This is a genomic window from Clostridiaceae bacterium HFYG-1003, from assembly GCA_024579835.1.
GTDB lineage: Bacteria > Bacillota > Clostridia > Clostridiales > Clostridiaceae > JG1575.
The window spans coordinates 707,340-725,406 of sequence record CP102060.1 but is presented as its reverse complement, the minus strand read 5'-3'; the positions used below and the strand labels follow the sequence as shown (position 1 = coordinate 725,406).

The 18,067-nt window shown below is 52.3% G+C and carries 17 protein-coding genes; 1 reads left to right on the top strand and 16 read right to left on the bottom strand.

The window, feature by feature from the left end; all coding sequences use genetic code 11:
- Nucleotides 1–200: 200 nt before the first annotated feature.
- The 13 genes from secD to NQU17_03365 form a co-directional block, all read right to left on the bottom strand.
- Nucleotides 201–2,618, bottom strand: coding sequence for a protein translocase subunit SecD (gene secD, locus NQU17_03425; GenBank protein UUM12625.1), 2,418 nt, complete (start codon nucleotides 2,616–2,618; stop codon nucleotides 201–203).
- Nucleotides 2,619–3,992, bottom strand: a complete 1,374-nt coding sequence (gene scfB, locus NQU17_03420) for a thioether cross-link-forming SCIFF peptide maturase (protein UUM12624.1) — start codon at nucleotides 3,990–3,992, stop codon at nucleotides 2,619–2,621.
- A gap of 57 nt (nucleotides 3,993–4,049) precedes the next feature.
- The gene (gene scfA / locus NQU17_03415) at nucleotides 4,050–4,187 is read right to left on the bottom strand and encodes a six-cysteine ranthipeptide SCIFF (GenBank protein UUM12623.1); all 138 of its coding nucleotides are present in this window, start codon (nucleotides 4,185–4,187) and stop codon (nucleotides 4,050–4,052) included.
- Nucleotides 4,188–4,281: 94 nt separating this feature from the next.
- Nucleotides 4,282–4,605, bottom strand: a complete 324-nt coding sequence (yajC, locus tag NQU17_03410) for a preprotein translocase subunit YajC (protein UUM12622.1) — start codon at nucleotides 4,603–4,605, stop codon at nucleotides 4,282–4,284.
- A 165-nt stretch (nucleotides 4,606–4,770) separates the two neighbouring features.
- The gene (gene tgt / locus NQU17_03405; GenBank protein UUM12621.1) at nucleotides 4,771–5,922 is read right to left on the bottom strand and encodes a tRNA guanosine(34) transglycosylase Tgt; all 1,152 of its coding nucleotides are present in this window, start codon (nucleotides 5,920–5,922) and stop codon (nucleotides 4,771–4,773) included.
- Nucleotides 5,906–6,973, bottom strand: a complete 1,068-nt coding sequence (queA, locus tag NQU17_03400) for a tRNA preQ1(34) S-adenosylmethionine ribosyltransferase-isomerase QueA (protein ID UUM12620.1) — start codon at nucleotides 6,971–6,973, stop codon at nucleotides 5,906–5,908. Before queA ends, tgt begins: the two co-directional genes overlap by 17 nt.
- Nucleotides 6,974–7,066: 93 nt before the next feature.
- On the bottom strand, nucleotides 7,067–8,068 hold the full coding sequence (gene ruvB / locus NQU17_03395; GenBank protein UUM12619.1) for a Holliday junction branch migration DNA helicase RuvB: 1,002 nt from the start codon (nucleotides 8,066–8,068) through the stop codon (nucleotides 7,067–7,069).
- 27 nt (nucleotides 8,069–8,095) lie between these two features.
- A complete protein-coding gene (ruvA, locus tag NQU17_03390; protein UUM12618.1) occupies nucleotides 8,096–8,677 on the bottom strand; it encodes a Holliday junction branch migration protein RuvA in 582 nt (193 codons plus the stop codon).
- Nucleotides 8,678–8,850: 173 nt separating this feature from the next.
- Entirely contained in the window at nucleotides 8,851–9,195 is a 345-nt protein-coding gene (locus tag NQU17_03385) for a hypothetical protein (protein UUM12617.1), read from the bottom strand.
- A gap of 116 nt (nucleotides 9,196–9,311) precedes the next feature.
- A complete protein-coding gene (locus tag NQU17_03380) occupies nucleotides 9,312–10,235 on the bottom strand; it encodes a pseudouridine-5'-phosphate glycosidase (GenBank protein ID UUM12616.1) in 924 nt (307 codons plus the stop codon).
- On the bottom strand, nucleotides 10,220–11,326 hold the full coding sequence (locus tag NQU17_03375; GenBank protein UUM12615.1) for a PfkB family carbohydrate kinase: 1,107 nt from the start codon (nucleotides 11,324–11,326) through the stop codon (nucleotides 10,220–10,222). Before NQU17_03375 ends, NQU17_03380 begins: the two co-directional genes overlap by 16 nt.
- Nucleotides 11,327–11,779: 453 nt before the next feature.
- The gene (locus tag NQU17_03370) at nucleotides 11,780–12,574 is read right to left on the bottom strand and encodes a TFIIB-type zinc finger domain-containing protein (protein ID UUM12614.1); all 795 of its coding nucleotides are present in this window, start codon (nucleotides 12,572–12,574) and stop codon (nucleotides 11,780–11,782) included.
- A 144-nt stretch (nucleotides 12,575–12,718) separates the two neighbouring features.
- On the bottom strand, nucleotides 12,719–13,456 hold the full coding sequence (locus NQU17_03365; GenBank protein UUM12613.1) for a YebC/PmpR family DNA-binding transcriptional regulator: 738 nt from the start codon (nucleotides 13,454–13,456) through the stop codon (nucleotides 12,719–12,721).
- A gap of 272 nt (nucleotides 13,457–13,728) precedes the next feature.
- Between NQU17_03365 and NQU17_03360 the strand changes: the two genes are divergently transcribed.
- Nucleotides 13,729–14,193, top strand: coding sequence for a GyrI-like domain-containing protein (locus tag NQU17_03360; GenBank protein UUM12612.1), 465 nt, complete (start codon nucleotides 13,729–13,731; stop codon nucleotides 14,191–14,193).
- A 117-nt stretch (nucleotides 14,194–14,310) separates the two neighbouring features.
- Here NQU17_03360 and NQU17_03355 read toward each other — a convergent pair whose 3' ends face one another.
- The 3 genes from NQU17_03355 to hflX are packed head-to-tail and all read right to left on the bottom strand — an operon-like array spanning nucleotide 14,311 to nucleotide 17,652.
- On the bottom strand, nucleotides 14,311–14,958 hold the full coding sequence (locus NQU17_03355; protein UUM12611.1) for a YigZ family protein: 648 nt from the start codon (nucleotides 14,956–14,958) through the stop codon (nucleotides 14,311–14,313).
- Entirely contained in the window at nucleotides 14,955–15,848 is an 894-nt protein-coding gene (locus tag NQU17_03350; protein UUM12610.1) for a nucleotidyltransferase domain-containing protein, read from the bottom strand. The genes NQU17_03355 and NQU17_03350 overlap by 4 nt, the downstream gene beginning before the upstream one ends.
- Before the next feature lie 4 nt (nucleotides 15,849–15,852).
- On the bottom strand, nucleotides 15,853–17,652 hold the full coding sequence (gene hflX, locus NQU17_03345) for a GTPase HflX (GenBank protein ID UUM12609.1): 1,800 nt from the start codon (nucleotides 17,650–17,652) through the stop codon (nucleotides 15,853–15,855).
- Nucleotides 17,653–18,067: the final 415 nt, after the last annotated feature.

Sequence of the window (18,067 nt, the reverse complement as noted above, 5' to 3'; positions counted from 1 at the left end):
CCAATCGACCCTCTTCAGTCTATTCACTTTTGACTACTTTCAGTCTACTCCGAATAGACTGAAAGATCAACCAGCTTCACCTTGCCCTTATATAGAAGACAGCCCGGACCGATCCTGGGGATCTGTCCGGGCTGTCTTCTAACCGTCCTTCACTGTATAAAGGAATACGGCGGGTATGCATTATTTTATTCTATGCGGTTTTAATACTCATCCTCGTCAAATTCGATTTTCTTCAACGACTCAGCGCTGGCTGAGCTGAACTTGAAGTCATCGGCCAAAGGAATCTCGCGCTTTATCACTTCTTCCGGCGCAACCTCATGGAGTGATTCACCGACTTTTAATTCTGTCGGATGGTTTGTCTTCTTTTTGGCATAGCGGTTGGAGTAGCGCACGTCCGGTTTGGCGGCCTTGACTTTAACTGCAGCGACAGGTTCTGCAGCGCCAGTCTCAGTCTGAACAACCTTAGCCGATTTGACGGATGCGGCCGGCTGAACGACCTTGGTTTCTCCCTTGCCCTTCAGTTTCTTCTCCAGCATGACATAGATCGGAGAAGCAATGAAGACGGTGGAGTAGACACCGGAGAGTGTTCCAAGAAGCAGCGGGAGTGTGAACTCACGGATCTGCGGAACAAAGAAGAAGACCATAAGCAGGACAACAATAACCGTCAGACTCGTGTTAATGGTTCTTACCATAGTCTGGCTGATGGATTCATCCGTCACCTCATCCAGGTGGCGGGAGCCTTTCAGCGCCAGATTTTCACGGATCCGGTCAAAGATAACGACCGTATCATTAATGGAATAACCGATGATGGTCAGAATTGCGGCGATAAAGGGCGAGTTAATTGGAATCCGGAACAGGAAGTACATGGCCAGCGTAAACAGCACGTCATGGATTAAGGCTACGATGGCCCCGACTCCCAGGGTGAAGTTAAACCGGACTGCAACATAGGCTAGAATGGCGAGAACTGACAGGACGGAGGCCAGAATGGCTTTGCCGCTCTGCTCAGAACCGATGGTGGCTCCGATTTCATTAATGGATTCCACAAACCCGGTTCCAGGCTTATATTTGGTCTCAAGTTCCTTGATGGCGTCGTTGAAGGTTTCGGTAGTCAGCTTTTGGCTTCTGGCTTCCAGCTTGTTTGAGTTGATGACCTGAGTAATCATGGAATTATCATATTTCTTCAGAATTTCATCAACTTCCACCTTATTGACGGCAGCGGGGAAATTCAGTGTAACCTGGGTTCCGCCGGCAAAGTCGATGCCGACATTCGGTCCCCGGACAATTCCGATGACCAGACCGAGGCCGATGACCACCGCCGAAGCGATGAAAAAGATTTTGCGGTTTTTATAGAACGGGAAGCGGAAGGTTGTTTCCTTTTCCTTAAAGCCGAAGGCTGCCTTGGTTTTGAGCAGTCCGGCAGAATAAGCCAGAACCATCAGGAAGCGGGTCACAATGATTGCAGTGAACATGGATAGCAGCACACCGATGACCAGGTTGAGGGCAAAGCCTCTGACAGAGCCCGCTCCAAAATAGAACAGGATGAAGCCGGAAATCAGGGTGGTGATGTTGGCATCCAGAATGGAGCTCATGGCATGGCGGAAACCAAGGGCGATGGAACGCTTGATGTCAAGTCCGGACTGAAGTTCTTCCTTGATGCGTTCGAAAATCAGGACGTTGGCGTCAACTGCCATTCCGATCGACAGCAGGAAACCGGCGATACCGGCCAGGGACATCGAGATTTTAAGCCCGGCTGTTACCAGGATCAACCCCAGACAGAAAATGACAAGTGCCAGAGAGGCCAGAATACCAGGTACGCGGTAGAACCAGACCATGATCAGGAAGATCGCGGCGATTCCCAGAATACCTGCCAGCTTGACGTTGGGCAGTACGGAGGATCCGAGTGTTGCGCCGACTTCCTGTACCGACAGGGTTTTCACCGGGTAAGGGAGTGCGCCATTGTTAATCATGGCAGCCAGCATTTTGGCTTCATCTTCCGTAAACTGGCCGGTGATGGACGCCTGTCCGTTCTTGATGGCTTCATTGACCACAGGATTGGACAGCATTTCATCATCCATATTGATGGAGATGGATTTTCCGACATTGGCGGTCGTGGCATCCGCGAATTTCTGAACGCCCGAGTCTTTCATCTTCAGGTTGACCACAATTCTTCCCAGATCGTCGTATCCGGGAGTAGCTTCCTGAATATCCTTGCCTTCGAGAACGACTTTGCCGTCGGCATCCTTAAAGGTCAGGACACCGGTCTTGCTCAGCTGTTCCACGATGTTGGCGGACTGGTATTTTCCGGGGATATCGACCCGGATCCGATTAGTGCCTTCGGTGGTGATCGTCGGATCAACCGCACCGGTGGCGTCAACACGCAGGTTGATGAGGGAGCGGACGCGGTCCAGGCCGGCAGCATCCAGGTTCGGTGCCTGAACTTCGAGTAGTACGGAAGTACCACCCTGAAGATCCAGACCCTTGACGATCTGCTCGCCGAAGGTCTTAACCCGGTAATCTCCGAATTTCAGTCCGAAAAGACCGGAAAAACTAAGTAACCCCGTGATGACGGCGATTACGATCAAAGCAATTAGTGCTGATGGTTTACCTTTCTTGTTCATTTAGTTATCCACCTGTTCCTCTTCCAATATTTTAGATTTCAATGCAATGGCCGACTCGATCCGTTTTTTCTGCAGTTCGCAGCCCAGTTCATAGGGCTGATTAATGTCTCCCGTGAAATTAATGTTATTGGCCTGGCAGCCGCCGGAGCAGTAAAAGCGTGCCCAGCAGTCCCGACAGACAGGTTTATTATAAATGTGTGCTTTGCGGAATTTATCCACCAGATCCTGACGCTTGATGCCATCCGTCAGATTGCCCATGAGATACTCCGGGTTTCCGACGAACTGGTGGCAGGGATAAATGTCACCGGAAGGTGTCACTGCGACATATTCAAACCCGGCGCCGCATCCGGAAATCCGTTTGTAAACACACGGCCCGCCGGAAAGGTCAATGTTGAAGTGGTAGAATTTGACCTTCTCCCCTTTGCGATGCGATTCTAATAAATCGTGATACAGCAGATCATACTGTTCCTTGATCTTTGGAACATCTTCCCAGCGCAGGGACAGCGGATGGTCATTGGGCAGAACCACGGGTTCGATGGAAATTTCATCGAAGCCTTCGTCCTTCAGGAACTTGTAATCATTGTAAAAGTCCAGATTTTCCCGGGTAAACGTCCCGCGGACATAGTATTGCTTGGATGGGTCCCGCTGCTCGACCATGGTCTTGATCTTTGGCATGATCTGCTGAAAAGAACCCTTGCCGTCAAACCGAATTCGGACCTTGTCATTGACTTCGGGCCGGCCGTCAATTGACAGAACCAGATTGCCCATGTTCTTGTCAAGATACGCCATGTTTTCTTCATTGAGCAGGGTGGCGTTGGTGGTCATGGTAAAGCGGATATTCTTTCCGGTTTCAAGCTCCCGCAGTCTGGCATAATCAACAATTTCCTTGATCTGCCGGAATGCCATAAGCGGCTCGCCGCCGAACAGGTCCACTTCGATGTTATGGCGCGGTCCGGAAGCTTCGATCACAAAATCGATGGCCTTTTTGCCAATTTCAGCGGACATCACCTCGCGCTTGCCGTGATATTCTCCTTCATCGGCAAAGCAGTATTTGCAGCGCAGATTGCAGTCATGAATGACATTCAGGCACAGTGCCTTCACATAATCCGGACCATCATCTGTCTGAGCGATCTCTTCATAGAGATCTTCTGTATATAGCATCCCTTCGTTTTTCAGTTCCAGGATCTCGCCATAGGCTTCTTCCAGTTCGACCGGATCTGCCGTGCTCAGGCGTTTTTTCAGGTCTTCCAGGCTTTCCAGAGCATTTTCATCCAGCATATCGTAGATGAACTCATCCACCAGGTGGACCGATCCTGAATTTACATCGAGCACATAGCGCTCGTTGTCGTTTACAAATTTATGTATCAGTGCCATTCAGGCCTCCTCAAAATGAAAGGGCAACTTGTTTAGTTGCCCTGTTTCCACCGAATTTTAGTTTTCGCAAGCTAAGTTAGCAACAGTGCAGGATGTTTTACAGGCGGACTGGCAGGAGTTTGCACATTCCTTGCATCCCGGTTTTGAAAGGCTCTTCTTGAGATTTTTAGCGTTGACAGTTTTGATACGTTTCATAGTATAACCCCCATTTTTTTATATTCGATTGTTTACATTTCCTTCATGATTATTTTATCTGATTCCAAATCGCAAATCAACTGGAAGGAACGGATTAGGAGCGCTCCACTTTCACGGTTGGCTCAGTTTTTTCGACTTTCGAGAAAATCGCGTCACGGACCATGCGCAGTCTGACGCGGTCAGGACCAGTTTCGACAACCATATAGTCATCTTCCAGCTTGATGATCTTGCCGATGACTCCGCCCTTGGTAATGATCTCATCATTGACCGAAAGCTGGGTCAGCATCTGACGATACGTTTCCTTGCGCTTCTTTTCCGGTTTCAGGATCAGAAAATACATGATGGCGAACATTCCGAGCAGCGGCAATAAAGACACCAGCATGCTCCCGAGGTCACCCCCGGCTGCTAAAAAAAACATCTATTCATCCTCCTTTTTGTATTTCACCGCACCGCGAAACCGGGATCCGGCAAAATTGGTTTTTATGCGTTTAATTATACTCGTTCCCGCCATGGATTGCCATTCTTATTTCAACACAAGTTTGATTCCGGAGTTGTCAGTTCATGGCCGGTCGGTCCATCGAAATCAGTGGGGCTCGGGCTGCTTCCACTGCGCCAGCTGAGCGGCCTTATACTCGGCAAAAGTGCCCTCTTCGATATGGCGGCGGATTTTCGCCATCATATCATTGTAAAACCAGAGGTTATGCAGCACGCACAGTCGCATGGCCAGCATTTCCTTGGCCTTGAACAGATGCCGGATATACGCTCTGGAGTAATTCTGGCAGGCCGGACAGCCACAGCCTGGATCAATGGGGCGCTGATCCCGCTCAAAGCGCTGATTGCCCAAGTTGATTCTGCCATGAGCGGTAAAGACGTGGCCATGGCGGCCGTTGCGTGCCGGAAGGACGCAGTCAAAGAAATCAACACCCCGTTCAACGGCTTCCAGAATATTCTCCGGCAGTCCGACGCCCATCAGGTAGATGGGCTTGTCTTCGGGTAAATGAGGTACCACCGCATCCAGAATCCGGTACATCTCTTCATGGGATTCCCCGACAGCCAGACCACCAATGGCATAGCCCGGCAGGTCCAGTTTCGAGATTTCCTTGGCATGGGCGATTCTCAGGTCATCAAAGACCCCGCCCTGATTAATGCCGAACAGCAGCTGGTCGGGATTGATGGTCCCTTCCGCCTGATTCAGCTCTTCCAGTTTTGCCATGCAGCGCTTCAGCCAGCGGGTGGTCCGCTCTACGGAAGCCTCGACGTATTCCCTGGGAGCGGGATTTTCGACGCACTCGTCAAATGCCATGGCGATGGTCGATGCCAGATTGCTCTGAATCTGCATAGATTCTTCCGGTCCCATGAATATGGTCCGGCCATCTACATGGCTCTTGAAGGTCACTCCCTCTTCCTTGATCTTGCGCATCTGGGCCAGGGAAAACACCTGGAACCCGCCTGAGTCAGTCAGAATCGGCCGGTCCCAGTTCATGAAGCGGTGCAGTCCGCCCAGGTCCCGGATCAGTTCATCTCCGGGCCGAACATGCAGATGGTAGGTGTTGGACAGCTCCACCTGACAGTTGATCGCTTTCAGGTCCTGCGCATCCACAGCGCCTTTGATGGCCGCCTGAGTTCCGACATTCATAAATACCGGAGTCTCGATGGTGCCGTGCACGGTTTCGAAGCGTCCGCGGCGGGCTTTTCCCTCTTTTTTGAGTAAAGTATATTTATGCTTGCCTGTCATGATTTGGTCCCTCTTTAAATCGGCTGCTCCGGATGAACATGGAATCTCCGAAACTGAAAAAACGGTAGCGTTCCTGGACAGCCTCGCGATAGGCCTCCATGGTATGGTCATAGCCAAGCAGCGCACTGACCAGCATAATCAACGTGGATTCCGGCAGATGGAAATTGGTAATGAGACTGTCCACAATCCGGAACTCAAATCCGGGATAGATGAAGATATCCGTCCAGCCCGAGCAGGCTTCGATTCGACCCCGGTCGCGCATGACGGTTTCAAGGGTCCGCGTTGTGGTTGTGCCGACACTGATAATACGCCGACCCGCGGTCCGCGCAGCTTCGATCCGCTGAGCGGTCAGCTCATCGATGGAATAGTATTCGCTGTGCATCAAATGCTCGGTGATCACTTCGACCTTGACCGGTCGGAACGTGCCGAGCCCCACATGAAGGGTCAGAAAGGCGGTCTCCGCGCCGCGGCCTCGGATAGCCTCCAGCAGTTCCGGAGTGAAATGAAGTCCGGCGGTGGGTGCCGCGGCAGACCCCTCGGCCCGGGAGTAAACGGTCTGGTACCGCTCGCGGTCCTCCAGCTTTTCGTGGATATAGGGCGGCAGCGGCATTTCACCCAGGTCATCCAGCACTTTTTCGAAGACACCCTCATAGTGGAAGCGGACAATGCGGTTGCCGTCCTCGCGAACTTCCAGAATTTCAGCCCGCAACCGGCCATCGCCAAAGCAGAAGAATCGTCCCGGTCTGGCTGATTTGCCAGGCTTTGCCAATGTTTCCCAGGTGTTCAGGTCAATCCGGCGCAACAGAAGCAATTCCACTTGACCTCCCGTCCCCTCGCGGACGCCCAGCAGCCGGGCCGGCAGCACCCTGGTGTCATTGAGTACCAGTAGATCCCCGGGTTCGATGTATTCGATCAGATCCCGGAACACCCGGTGAGTAATTCCCCCGGTGGCCTGATCAATGACCATCAGCCGGGACTGGTCGCGCTGAGCCAGCGGATGCTGCGCAATCAGCTCCGGTGGCAGTTCATAATTAAAATCACTAACTTTCATTGTTATCGTCTCTTTTCCGTTAAATTCCGTTATTCCTTTCCGTATGAAAACAAAAAGGAAGGGACTAACATCGAGTCCCTGTTGTATCATATCTTATTTTTCCGGTCTTTGCACGCCTAAATGATCGTAGGCCCGGTCCGAGGCCATCCGGCCGCGTGGCGTCCGCAGGATGAATCCTTCCTTGATCAGGTAGGGCTCATAGACATCCACGATGGTGTCAAGATCCTCGCCGATGAAATAGGACAAGGTTTCCACTCCCACCGGTCCTCCCCGGAAATTGTGGACCAGGGATTCCAGGATCCGGTTATCCACCCGGTCCAGCCCTTCGCCGTCCACATCGAGCATCCTGAGAGCGCCCTGAGCGGCTTCGAGATTTACCCGCTCATACTGCTTGACCATGAAGTAGTCGCGAACCCGGCGCAGCAGGCGGTTGGCAATTCGCGGCGTGCCCCGGCTGCGCTTGGCGATTTCAAAAGCGCCGTCCTCGTTGATCGGCGTATTCAGGATTCCGGCAGAGCGCAGGACAATTTCCTTGAGCTCCTGCGGCGTGTAATAGTCCATCTGACATACCACGCCAAACCGGTCGCGCAGTGCGTTGGTCAGCATGCCGGCACGGGTTGTGGCACCAATCAGGGTGAAATGTTCCAGGTCCAGCCGGATGGACTTGGCCTGGGATCCTTTCCCGATCACAATATCAAGAGAATAATCTTCCATGGCCGGGTACAGCACTTCTTCCACATTGGGATTCAGGCGATGGATTTCATCGATGAACAGCACATCCTGAGCCGACAAGGAGGTCAGAATGGCAGCCAGATCGCCGGCCCGTTCAATAGCCGGTCCGGAGGTGATCCGCAGATTCCCGCCCATTTCCAGAGCGATGATATTGGCCAGGGTGGTCTTGCCCAGCCCCGGGGGACCGTACAGGAGCACATGATCCAGAGCTTCGCGCCGCATCCGGGCCGCTTCGATGAAGATCTTCATCCGTTCTTTAACGGCAGACTGGCCGATGTATTCGGACAGCCGCCGGGGCCGAAGCGAATATTCCTGGACGTCCTCTTCCGGTATTTGACATTGGCTTAAAAAACGTTCACTCATGTTGCTCTCCCTGTTCCCCGCGGCCGGCTAGCTCATCAGAGCCTGCAGCGCCTGTTTGATAGTCTCTTCAACGGTAAGATCCGGCTTTACCGTTTTCAGTACGGTGTCGGCCTCCTTCTGTGTATACCCCAGGGACAGCAAAGCTTCCACTGCCTCCGCCTGACTGGCGGAGATCTGGATGTCCCGGTCGGGAGCGGTCAGGTTCAGTTTCTTGAACTTGTCCTTCAGCTCCAGAATGATTCGGCCGGCGGTCTTTTTCCCGATGCCCGTTGCCCGCAAAAGGAGTGTTTCCTCCTCAAAAGCCATGGCTTTCTTCAGGTTATCCGGCGTGGCGATGGACAGGAGTGACAAAGCGGATTTCGCGCCGACACCTGAGACTGTCAGAAGCTGATTAAACAGCTCCAGCTCAGCCCGGTCATGAAATCCATACAGACCGATGAAGTCCTCCCGCACGATCTGATGAAGGAACAGCTTGGCTGCTTCCCCCATGGCCGGCATTTTCGCCATGGTATTGCCTGAAGTATATATCTTATAGCCAAGGCCCTGGTGGTCGATCACCACATAATCCTTGAAAATGCCCATGAACCGTCCTTCAATATATTCGTACATAAGGGTCCTCCCGCATTTTTCTAACTTCTCCAATCATAGCATATTTCACCCTCAAATCAAATATACGTTCGCTTTCCGGGCGGCATGGCGCAGACAGCCCTCCGCGATACGCGGAGGGCTGTCTGCCGGTCTGAACTGGTTGCCCGGTCCCATTCATGCTGGACTGGTATGGATCAGCGGCTGTCTGAAGAACCATTATCTTCTGTTTCTTCAAACGGGACATCCAGCACGGTATGGTCCTTTTCCCAGAATTCATCATCCCGGACGCTGGCCGGACGTTCCAGCACTACATCCGGTGCTTCGACCTCTTCGCTGCCACGGAACGGACCGGACTGGTCCGGGTCCGTGTACTGGATGCGCCGTCCCGCGGGAGCCTCTTCCTCAAAGCGTCGTCTGCCAAGGAGTCCCCGAAAATTGGCAAACAGCGCGATGACAGCAGCCACTGCGATTAACGGCAGCAGAAACGGCACAAGCATCATCAGGAACAGAAGAATCAGGATTAATATAATCAGCTGCATGAAAAAGTCTCCTCTAAATGGATCAGTCGTAATCATTCGTTGGTTCAATTATAACCCGAATGTCATCATGAAACATTATGAGGAGACCAGATTAAACCCGGCTTAAAATGAAATACTTATTCTGCTTTGGCCAGTTCAACGGCAATGTCGGATGCGACCGCGGCGTTGTTGTAAACCAGCTGGATATTGGAATCGAGGGATTTGCCCTTGGTAATTTCCTTGATCCGGGAGAGCAGGAACGGGGTGGTTTCTTTTCCCTGAATGCCCTGGACTTTTGCCTCGTCCAGCGCGTTCTCAATGGCCTGGTTGATCAGTTCAGGATCCATGGAATATTCCGCGGGGATCGGATTGGTGACCAGAACGCCGCCGGAAAGATTCAGATCCCATTTGGTCTGAGCGATGGCCGCGATTTCGCGGGCGCTATCCACTCGGTAATCGACTTTGAATTCCGAAGTGCTGGTATAGAATGCCGGCAGGCTGGCTGTCTGATAGCCCAGGACAGGCACGCCGCGGGTCTCCAGGTATTCCAGTGTCAGTCCCAGGTCAAGGATCGCCTTGGCGCCGGCACAGACGACGATCACATCGGTCTTGCCCAGTTCTTCCAGATCAGCTGAGATGTCCATGGTGGTTTCTGCTCCGCGGTGAACTCCGCCGATGCCGCCGGTTGCAAAGACCTTGATTCCGGCCAGAGCCGCGACAATCATTGTCGCTCCGACGGTGGTTCCGCCATTGCGGCCCTGTGCCACGATATAGGGAATGTCCCGGCGGGAGGCTTTGATGACATCCGTTGCCTGGCCCAGATATTCGATTTCTTCGTCAGTCAGTCCGGCTTTCAGCTTTCCGTTGAGAATGGCGATGGTAGCGGGCACTGCGCCATGGTCTCGTACGATCTGTTCCACCGCCCGAGCTGTATCTACATTGGCAGGATACGGCATGCCATGAGAAATAATGGTGGACTCCAGGGCGACGACTGGACGGCCCTCTTTCAGTGCAGCTTCAACTTCCGGTGACAATTCAAGGTATTTTACAAATTTTTCCATTCGATCTGATACTCCTTCTTCATTTGTTTTATGGTTTCGCGGGACAAATCCCGGTTAATCGTGCTCTCGGAAAGGATTGCGCTGATGGCAGAGGCAGCTCCGTTGATCGTCCATTCCCGGATATCATCGGTCTCCAGCGAAGTCATCAGCATGGCGGACGTGAAGGCATCGCCGGCGCCGTTGGCGTTGCGCATCGGAACTTTTTTGCTGGTCACTTTCCCCATCACCTTACCTCTGGCGGCAAACGTTCCTTCGCTGCCCAGCGAAATGATGACATTTCGGACCCCCTGGTTGAAATACCAGCGGGCGCTGGCCTTCAGGCTTTCATCATCCGTGATGGGAATACCGGTCAGAATTTCCGATTCGATCCGGTTGGGTTTTATGGTGGAAAAACTGCCGATGATCGATTTGACCCGCATAGCCTTATTGCTGGAAACCGGATCAAGGAAGAGTTCCCGGTCAGACAGATTTTGTGCGATGTACGCCAGTGCTGCCTCCGACAGATTGGTATCGACAGCAATTCGATCCGCCGAGCGAAGGACGCCAAGCACGGACTCCGGGTAGCTTTCATCCATCTCATCATAGATTGACATCTGGCTGATGGCGGCGATCATTTCACCGGTTTCATCCTGAACAGATAAATAGATGCCGGTGGGATGAGATCGGTCGCGCCGGATATGACTGACATCCACTCCGGCTGAACTTGTGTCATTGAGGATCCACTCCCCATGCGAGTCTTCTCCCAGGACCGTAAGCAGACGGACCGGAATGTTCAGTCGAGCCAGGTTTTCGGCAATGTTGCGTCCGACGCCCCCCATGGACTGCAGCACAGAACCGGGATTGGAGTCTCCCGGCTTGAACCGTTCCCGCGGGAAGCCCAGGATATCGACATTGGCGCCGCCCAGGACTGCTACGAACTTTTCCTCACGGATCACGTACCCCTTCCCCGCGATAATGTCCTTTTTCATTAAATTGGTGATATGAACCGCTACCGAGCTTCTGGAAATCCCCAGTCGCCCTGCCAGATCATTTTGATTGATCATCGGTTCTTTCTTGAGAATTTCGATGATTTCCCGTTCGCGTTTCGTCATTGCGCTCCCTCTTTCTTCGTAACTCATGTTTTTTCCTTTGATTGTCCGGTGCCAGATTCAGCAACTGCTGCCCCGAATCACTGCTTTAATCATATTATATCCAGCGGAAAGAAAATAAGCAATACCTTATCACCATAATCTTTTGTTTGTTTTTGGCCGAAACTGAATCCTTACCCTTAACCATTCCCTATCGTTTCCAGAGCCTTTGTTTCCCAGGTCTTCATCCCTCTTATAAAAAAGTCACTGCCGCTTACGGATTCAATCCGCAGCGGCAGTGACAAGTACCCGATTATTATGAAATGGGATTGGTCATCCATCCATCCTAAGTGACTGATGATGAGGCAAAGCTGATTCGAAGGTTAATTTCTGTGCTGTCCTGGCAGGGAGTCAGCCGGATCGCTCGGGGGGGTGCCGTCGTTTGGACCGGATGAGGTGGCTGCAGCTCGATTCCTGTTATAATGCCGCGCGGGCATTTTCCAGGATTTTCGTATAATCATCCAGCCAGCCCTCGATGTCAGAAATGGTGGTTTCACCCATTGTTTCTGAAAATGCTCTGGTTATTTTGCGGGATTGATCCCGCAGCTTGAGGGCATGGGTTTTAACTTTTTCCAGACCGGCCGGCGGCTCTTCCAAAGCGGTGAAGACATCGCCCATGGCAGCATTGCGGTTGGTCATGGTTTTAAACGTCTCGCTGTCTCTGAATTTATTTACCATGGAATCATAGAAGCCGTCCAAAAAGATATTATTGAGCCAGCTCCAGTTGCTGATCCGGAGAAGCTCATCCAGATTGGTCTTCAGGGTGACTTCCTGGGATTGAGCCAGTACCAGGAGTTCCCGGTATTTACGCAGATAAGCATCCCGCTGTTCCTTGATTTCAGCTTCCTTCAGCTGTGCTGCCTGGCTGGCTGCGAGTGTTTCCCGGCTCCGGCGTCGCGAGGCGATGGTCTGTACCCCAAATGCCGAGAGTCCGATGATCAAAAGAAGCAAGGCCAATAAAATCAGATGTTCTTTTCGCGCCGGTCTGCCGGTCGAGGCTTCCTTCATAGCAGACAGCGGATGATCCCGATCCAGAATCGGACCATCGGATAAAGGGATTTCTTCCGGTTCATGGTCAAAGGCTGTTACCTCATAGTCCCCCAGAAAAATCCGCTGGCTAACTGGCTCAAGCGTTTCTTCCTGGGTTTGTCCACAGAAATTGCAATATTTCGATCCGTCCATCAGTTCGCTGCCGCACTGGCGACATTTCATCCCTTTCACCTCCCCTGTGTGACATTCAAATTAACATCGTTCTGATTTTGGTTTGATTGTAAAAAATACGGATAAAATTCAGATTAAAAAAAGATCCCGAATGCCTTGGCAATCAGGATCTTTTTTCATCTGATTCTCGAATGACTAGCCTTCAAATTCGTCCGGGAAGTCCGTATTGTGATAGATGTCATTGACATCATCATCCTCTTCCAGAATATCAATGAGTTTCTGAATCTTGACGGCTGTTTCCATGTCCACTTCCGTATAAAGATTCGGGACCATTTTGATTCCCGATTCGGCAAACGCATAGCCGGCCTGTTCCAGAGCTTCAGAAACCGCTTCATAATCTTCGGGCTCGGTCAGAATCTCAACAGTCTCCTCATCGCGGATGATGTTTTCAGCTCCTGCCTCGATGGCAGCCAGTTCGAGTTCGTCCAGATCAATTTCATCGGTCACTTCCAGGATGAACTGACCTTTTTTATTGAACTGGAAAGAGACGGAACCTGGAGTGCCCAGATTGCCGCCGACTTTGTCAAAAGCATGGCGCACATTGGCCGCGGTCCGATTCTTATTGTCTGTCAAAGCCTCAACAATGAATGCCGGTCCCCCCGGACCGTAGCCTTCATAGGTGATTTCTTCATAACTCGCTCCGCTCAGCTCACCGGCGGCTTTCTTGATTGCCCGCATGATATTGTCCATGGGCATATTGGCTGCCTTGGCTTTAGTAACGACGTCCTTCAATCTGGAATTGGCATCTATATTGGGGTTATCCTTGGCTGCGACCATCAATTCCTTGCCCAGCTTGGTAAATACTCTGGCCCGGGCTGCATCGGTCTTCCCTTTTTTCGCCTGGATATTATGCCACTTTGAATGTCCTGACATGTTGTATCCCTCCTGTCGTATAACAGAAAGATTATAGCAGACCTCCCTGGCTTTTTCAATTTTCACTTTAACCGGGTCATCAACTCAGGATCCCCGACGAATGAAACGCTGAATGAAACGCTGAATGAAAGAAAGGAAGGCTGCAGAGTACCACTCCGCAGCAACGGCGGGCGATATTGCTCCACTGAAAATCCGGGAAAGATGCTTTCATCCAATCAATTGGAGCTATAATAAAAAAGAAGAAATGAAATTAAATTGACGAGGTGATCACCATGAACACGCAGCTCATTCAGAAACCTGCCTTCGCGGTGGCTGGTCTTTCCATGACCGGCATAGCAGGAGCAGATTTCCCCGGCCTGTGGACCCGACTGATGGGAGAGATCCCCTTCCCGGATCTGCTTCAGCTTGGTTCCGGAGAAAGTTTCGGGGTATGCTACGATTATCAGCCGGATGATACGTTCCGCTACATGGCCGGTTTTGATGTGAAAGATCGAGCCCGGGCCAGCGAACTGGGACTTGAGATTCTCGACATTGCTCCCGCTCAGTACCTGGTGGTAGAGCTCATCGGACCCATGCCCGAATCGATTCACCGAGGCTGGCAATGGCTCATGACGGAGTACTTCCCTTCCAGCCCCTTCACTCATGCCGGCACCCCTGACTTTGAAGCTTACCTGGAAGGTGACATGTCAGCGACTGACTACAAAATGGAACTATGGGTTCCAGTTCGTGAAAAATAAAAACCCACAGCAGTTTCAAACCCCTGTCAATCCGTTATAAGGATTGATTGAGAAACAGAAAGCTCTCATGGCCGTTCGCCATGAGAGCTTTCTGTTTCCATTTCATTTGGTGTTTTTTTAGTCCTGGTCCACCGGTTCCAGCATTCCATCCTTGCTGAGGAAATAGCGACCTGCCGTAACTTCAGAAAAGATTGCCTGACCCTGGGTCTGGTTGGTCAGTTCCGCCATCACGCCGTCCACTTCTTCCTCAGTGGTCAGAAGATGCAGCGTTACGGACTGACTAAAATCGGTCTGCGTGACTTGAAGTTCTGACAGGAAGCTTTTCAGCCGGGCATGGAGATCGTAAGGCAGGGTGACCATGAAAGCGGCACCTTGAATGACCTGCCAGTGGGTAACTGATGCCGCAGCATCGGCTGCCGCCTTGCCGTAAGCCCGGGTCAGTCCCGGAGCGCCCAGCAGGATTCCGCCGAAAAAGCGGCTGACGACCAGACAGACGTCGGTGAGGCCATGCTGAGTCAGCACGTTAAGCACCGGAAGTCCGCCTGTGCCCTGAGGTTCTCCGTCATCCGAATATCGCACAATCTGATTTTTTTCGCCGATGACATACGCAAAGACATGATGCCGGGCCGTTCGTTCCTGTTTGCGGATCCCTTCAATGTACTGCCGCGCTTCCGCTTCACTGGAGCAGGGGCAGATCCGTCCGGTAAATACCGACTTTTTCTCTGTGTATTCCCCCAGTCCTTCTTCTCGAATTGTATAACTCATATGAAGTACACATTCTCTCGAACCAGGGTTTCGGCTCCCTGTGAGAGCAACTCACGGTGATTTCGCTTAAGCAGTTTCTTTTCATACAGCAGAGCCAGAATTGCCTCCATCTCGATCCGGTATGGAAACAGGAGCGGATCCTCCTGAATCTCATTGGCTGACAACGGCCGGTCCTTGTCCCGCAGGTACTGAAACAGAACTTCGGTCAGATCCCGCAGCTTCCGGTCCATTTCCCTAAGAATCCAGGAAACGGTGTCTTCGACCCGCTTCTTCAGGTCGCCCCCGGCCACCAGGTTCGTGAATGCCTGCCGAAAGTCCGGGAACAGCTCCGCGGCAATGTTGATATTGTCCTTGGAGACCATATAGCCGCCCTCATTGATCAGCACCATTGCGTACCAGTTCATGGTGTCCATCAGCGTAACATAGGCTGCCAGCTCGTTGCTGTTCTTCAGGGACTTGCGGATCGAATCCGTCCCCTTGATCACTTTTCCGAAGTAAGTCAGGGTCCAGATTTTTCTGGACTGATCGGTATAGGCCCGACCGGCGTTGAACCGTTCCTCAATGTCACGGTCGCGGCAGTTTACCAGCCGGCTGGAAGCAAACAGGCGGTGCAGGAAACTGCCTTTCAGGTCGAAGCCCTTGGAATTCATGAATTCCTTTTTGGAGAGGAATTTATAATGAACCGGTTTGCCAAGATCCGTGGAATGAACATTGGTCATGCCCGGCGGCCATTTCTTCATGATGACAAAAAAATCAATGTCGGATTTCTCCCAAAGATCGCCGCTGACCATGGAGCCAAAGACAAAGATCGCCAGAACTTCCTTGTTGGACTGAAGTGATTGCACGGCCAGGTTATAGGTCCGTTGATACTCTACGATCTGATCTTCCATTGATCTACTCTTCCTCCTGACCCTCAACGATGTACTCTTTCAGTCTTCCGGCCATGGCGTCCGACAGCTGAGCCCTGAGTCGGGTCCCCTCTTCCACATAGTCTTCTTCCAGGACGTTCCCCTCGGCATGAACCAGGCTCACCTGCTTCTGGTCAGAGAATGGAATGAGCAGATCGTATGTTTTATATTGCTGGGGGAGCAGCCGGCTGATGGTCCAAAGCAGTTCTTCCAGATTCTGGCCGGTCCTGGCGGAAATTGCCAGGGCGCTCTCAGCGTCGGACTGAGTCACCTGCAGACGTTCGCCGGCCATGCTCAGGCCCAGATCGACCTTATTTAATGCCAGAATCATGGGCTTATTGACTGCACCCAGATCTTCCAGCACTTCGTCGACGGCTGCGGCCTGGTCATCGGCATCCGGAGAGGACGCATCGACCACATGAACCAGAACATCGGCATAAATGACCTCTTCCAGGGTGGATTTAAATGCCTCCACCAGGTCATGGGGCAGCTTGCGGATAAAGCCGACCGTATCCGTGAGGGATATGATCCGGCGATCCGGCAGCTCAATGGCCCGGGTCGTGGTGTCCAATGTGGCAAACAGCATGTCGGCCTCAAACACTTTATCTTTTTTCCGGGCATCCCGGGCACTGCGCTCGGCCAGCGCGTTGCGCAGCGTGCTTTTGCCGGCATTGGTATAGCCGACCAAAGCAACCTGAGGCATGTCCTGACGGTGGCGGTTTTCCCGCTGGGTCGCCCGGATCTTCTGGATTCCCTTGAGTTCTTCTGCCAGATCGTGATACCGGCTGCGAATGCGCCGACGATCCGTTTCCAGCTTGGTCTCACCCGGTCCGCGGGTACCGATGCCGCCGCCGGTACGGGACATGACAAGTCCCAGGCCAAGCAGACGGTTCATCCGATACTTCAGCTGGGCCAGTTCAATCTGAAGCTTAGCCTCTCTGGTCTTGGCGCGCCGGGAAAAGATTTCCAGGATCAGCGTGGTGCGGTCAATGATTTTGACCCCGGTCAGATCTTCCATGTTTTTAATCTGAGAACCTGACAGTTCATCATCGGCGATGATGACATTGCTGCGGGTCAGCTGGCACAGATTGGACAGCTCTTCCAGCTTGCCGGATCCCATGTAGTACTGGGAATCTGCCTTGTCCCGAAGCTGAAGCACGCTCTCCGACACTTCGATATCCGCCGCGTCGGCCAGTTCCTTTAATTCTTCCAGGCTTTCCCAGGATTCGATGCCGATGAGCAGAGCTCGTTCCGTCTCATCTTCCCGGACTTCTGAATCCTTCAGCAGTTCCTGGTTATATCGGACCTTGTCTTCGATATTAACTTCCAGCGCATCCTCCCAGGTCAGTTCCCGGGTGATCTCCGCCACCAGCGCTCCCTCCGATACGGTAGGAAATCCGATGGATATCCGCGAATCCTCGGTATTACAGGCAACAGCCGCCATGCAGTCGAGCCTCAGTTTCAGAAGCGCCGACAAATCGAGGGCGGACAGCCTGGACAGTCCGTTGGGATGGGTATGCACAATCCGGAATCCAGACAGCTTGCGGGCCGTCGTATCCATGACCGGCAGCGACACGCTGGCCGAGTCCCCGATGGTCACTTCTGTCACGTTCCCGCGTCGATCAATAGTCACTGAGACCTCGCGATCAATCCGCTCCGTCACCGCTCTCACCAGATCCAGAATTTCCCGGCTCGCAATTTCATACTTCTGACTTTTCATATCATAAAGGGTTTCCAGCTGCTTTAACACAACATCCCTTACACCTTCTACATTGCCGTAGATCAAATGATTCACCTGCCTTGTCCCTGATTCACAGGACGTTTATTCCTTTTATCATATCAAATAATCGCCCTGCCCGCTTACATTTTCCGCAACATTCGATGGAACCCAGCCACCCCGCCGTACATAACCCGGGACTGCCCCCGTTTTGTCCGGACAGTCTGCTAGAGTGAAACAACAAAGTAAATTTTTACAAAACTCATCCAGGGAGGTTTTTTTCATGAAGCACTCATTATCCAAGAATCGAGTCCGTCCGGACAGGCCGAACCGGATCCCTCTGAAGACTGAGAGAGTGTGTCCGCAAGCACCCGATCCGAAGATTAGCCATCGACTCCTGTATCATTTGGAGCATTCGAAACAGCCTGATTCGAAAACCGCTGCCGTCGGCTTTGGGGATTCAGGATCGCTTCAGCCGGCAGTC

Bases quoted from the DNA above. Each gene is read 5' to 3' on its own strand.
- secD (UUM12625.1), bottom strand. From the start codon at position 2,618: ATGAACAAGAAAGGTAAACCATCAGCACTAATTGCTTTGATCGTAATC.
- scfB (UUM12624.1), bottom strand. From the start codon at position 3,992: ATGGCACTGATACATAAATTTGTAAACGACAACGAGCGCTATGTGCTC.
- scfA (UUM12623.1), bottom strand. From the start codon at position 4,187: ATGAAACGTATCAAAACTGTCAACGCTAAAAATCTCAAGAAGAGCCTT.
- yajC (UUM12622.1), bottom strand. From the start codon at position 4,605: ATGTTTTTTTTAGCAGCCGGGGGTGACCTCGGGAGCATGCTGGTGTCT.
- tgt (UUM12621.1), bottom strand. From the start codon at position 5,922: ATGACAGGCAAGCATAAATATACTTTACTCAAAAAAGAGGGAAAAGCC.
- queA (UUM12620.1), bottom strand. From the start codon at position 6,973: ATGAAAGTTAGTGATTTTAATTATGAACTGCCACCGGAGCTGATTGCG.
- ruvB (UUM12619.1), bottom strand. From the start codon at position 8,068: ATGAGTGAACGTTTTTTAAGCCAATGTCAAATACCGGAAGAGGACGTC.
- ruvA (UUM12618.1), bottom strand. From the start codon at position 8,677: ATGTACGAATATATTGAAGGACGGTTCATGGGCATTTTCAAGGATTAT.
- NQU17_03385 (UUM12617.1), bottom strand. From the start codon at position 9,195: ATGCAGCTGATTATATTAATCCTGATTCTTCTGTTCCTGATGATGCTT.
- NQU17_03380 (UUM12616.1), bottom strand. From the start codon at position 10,235: ATGGAAAAATTTGTAAAATACCTTGAATTGTCACCGGAAGTTGAAGCT.
- NQU17_03375 (UUM12615.1), bottom strand. From the start codon at position 11,326: ATGACGAAACGCGAACGGGAAATCATCGAAATTCTCAAGAAAGAACCG.
- NQU17_03370 (UUM12614.1), bottom strand. From the start codon at position 12,574: ATGAAATGTCGCCAGTGCGGCAGCGAACTGATGGACGGATCGAAATAT.
- NQU17_03365 (UUM12613.1), bottom strand. From the start codon at position 13,456: ATGTCAGGACATTCAAAGTGGCATAATATCCAGGCGAAAAAAGGGAAG.
- NQU17_03360 (UUM12612.1), top strand. From the start codon at position 13,729: ATGAACACGCAGCTCATTCAGAAACCTGCCTTCGCGGTGGCTGGTCTT.
- NQU17_03355 (UUM12611.1), bottom strand. From the start codon at position 14,958: ATGAGTTATACAATTCGAGAAGAAGGACTGGGGGAATACACAGAGAAA.
- NQU17_03350 (UUM12610.1), bottom strand. From the start codon at position 15,848: ATGGAAGATCAGATCGTAGAGTATCAACGGACCTATAACCTGGCCGTG.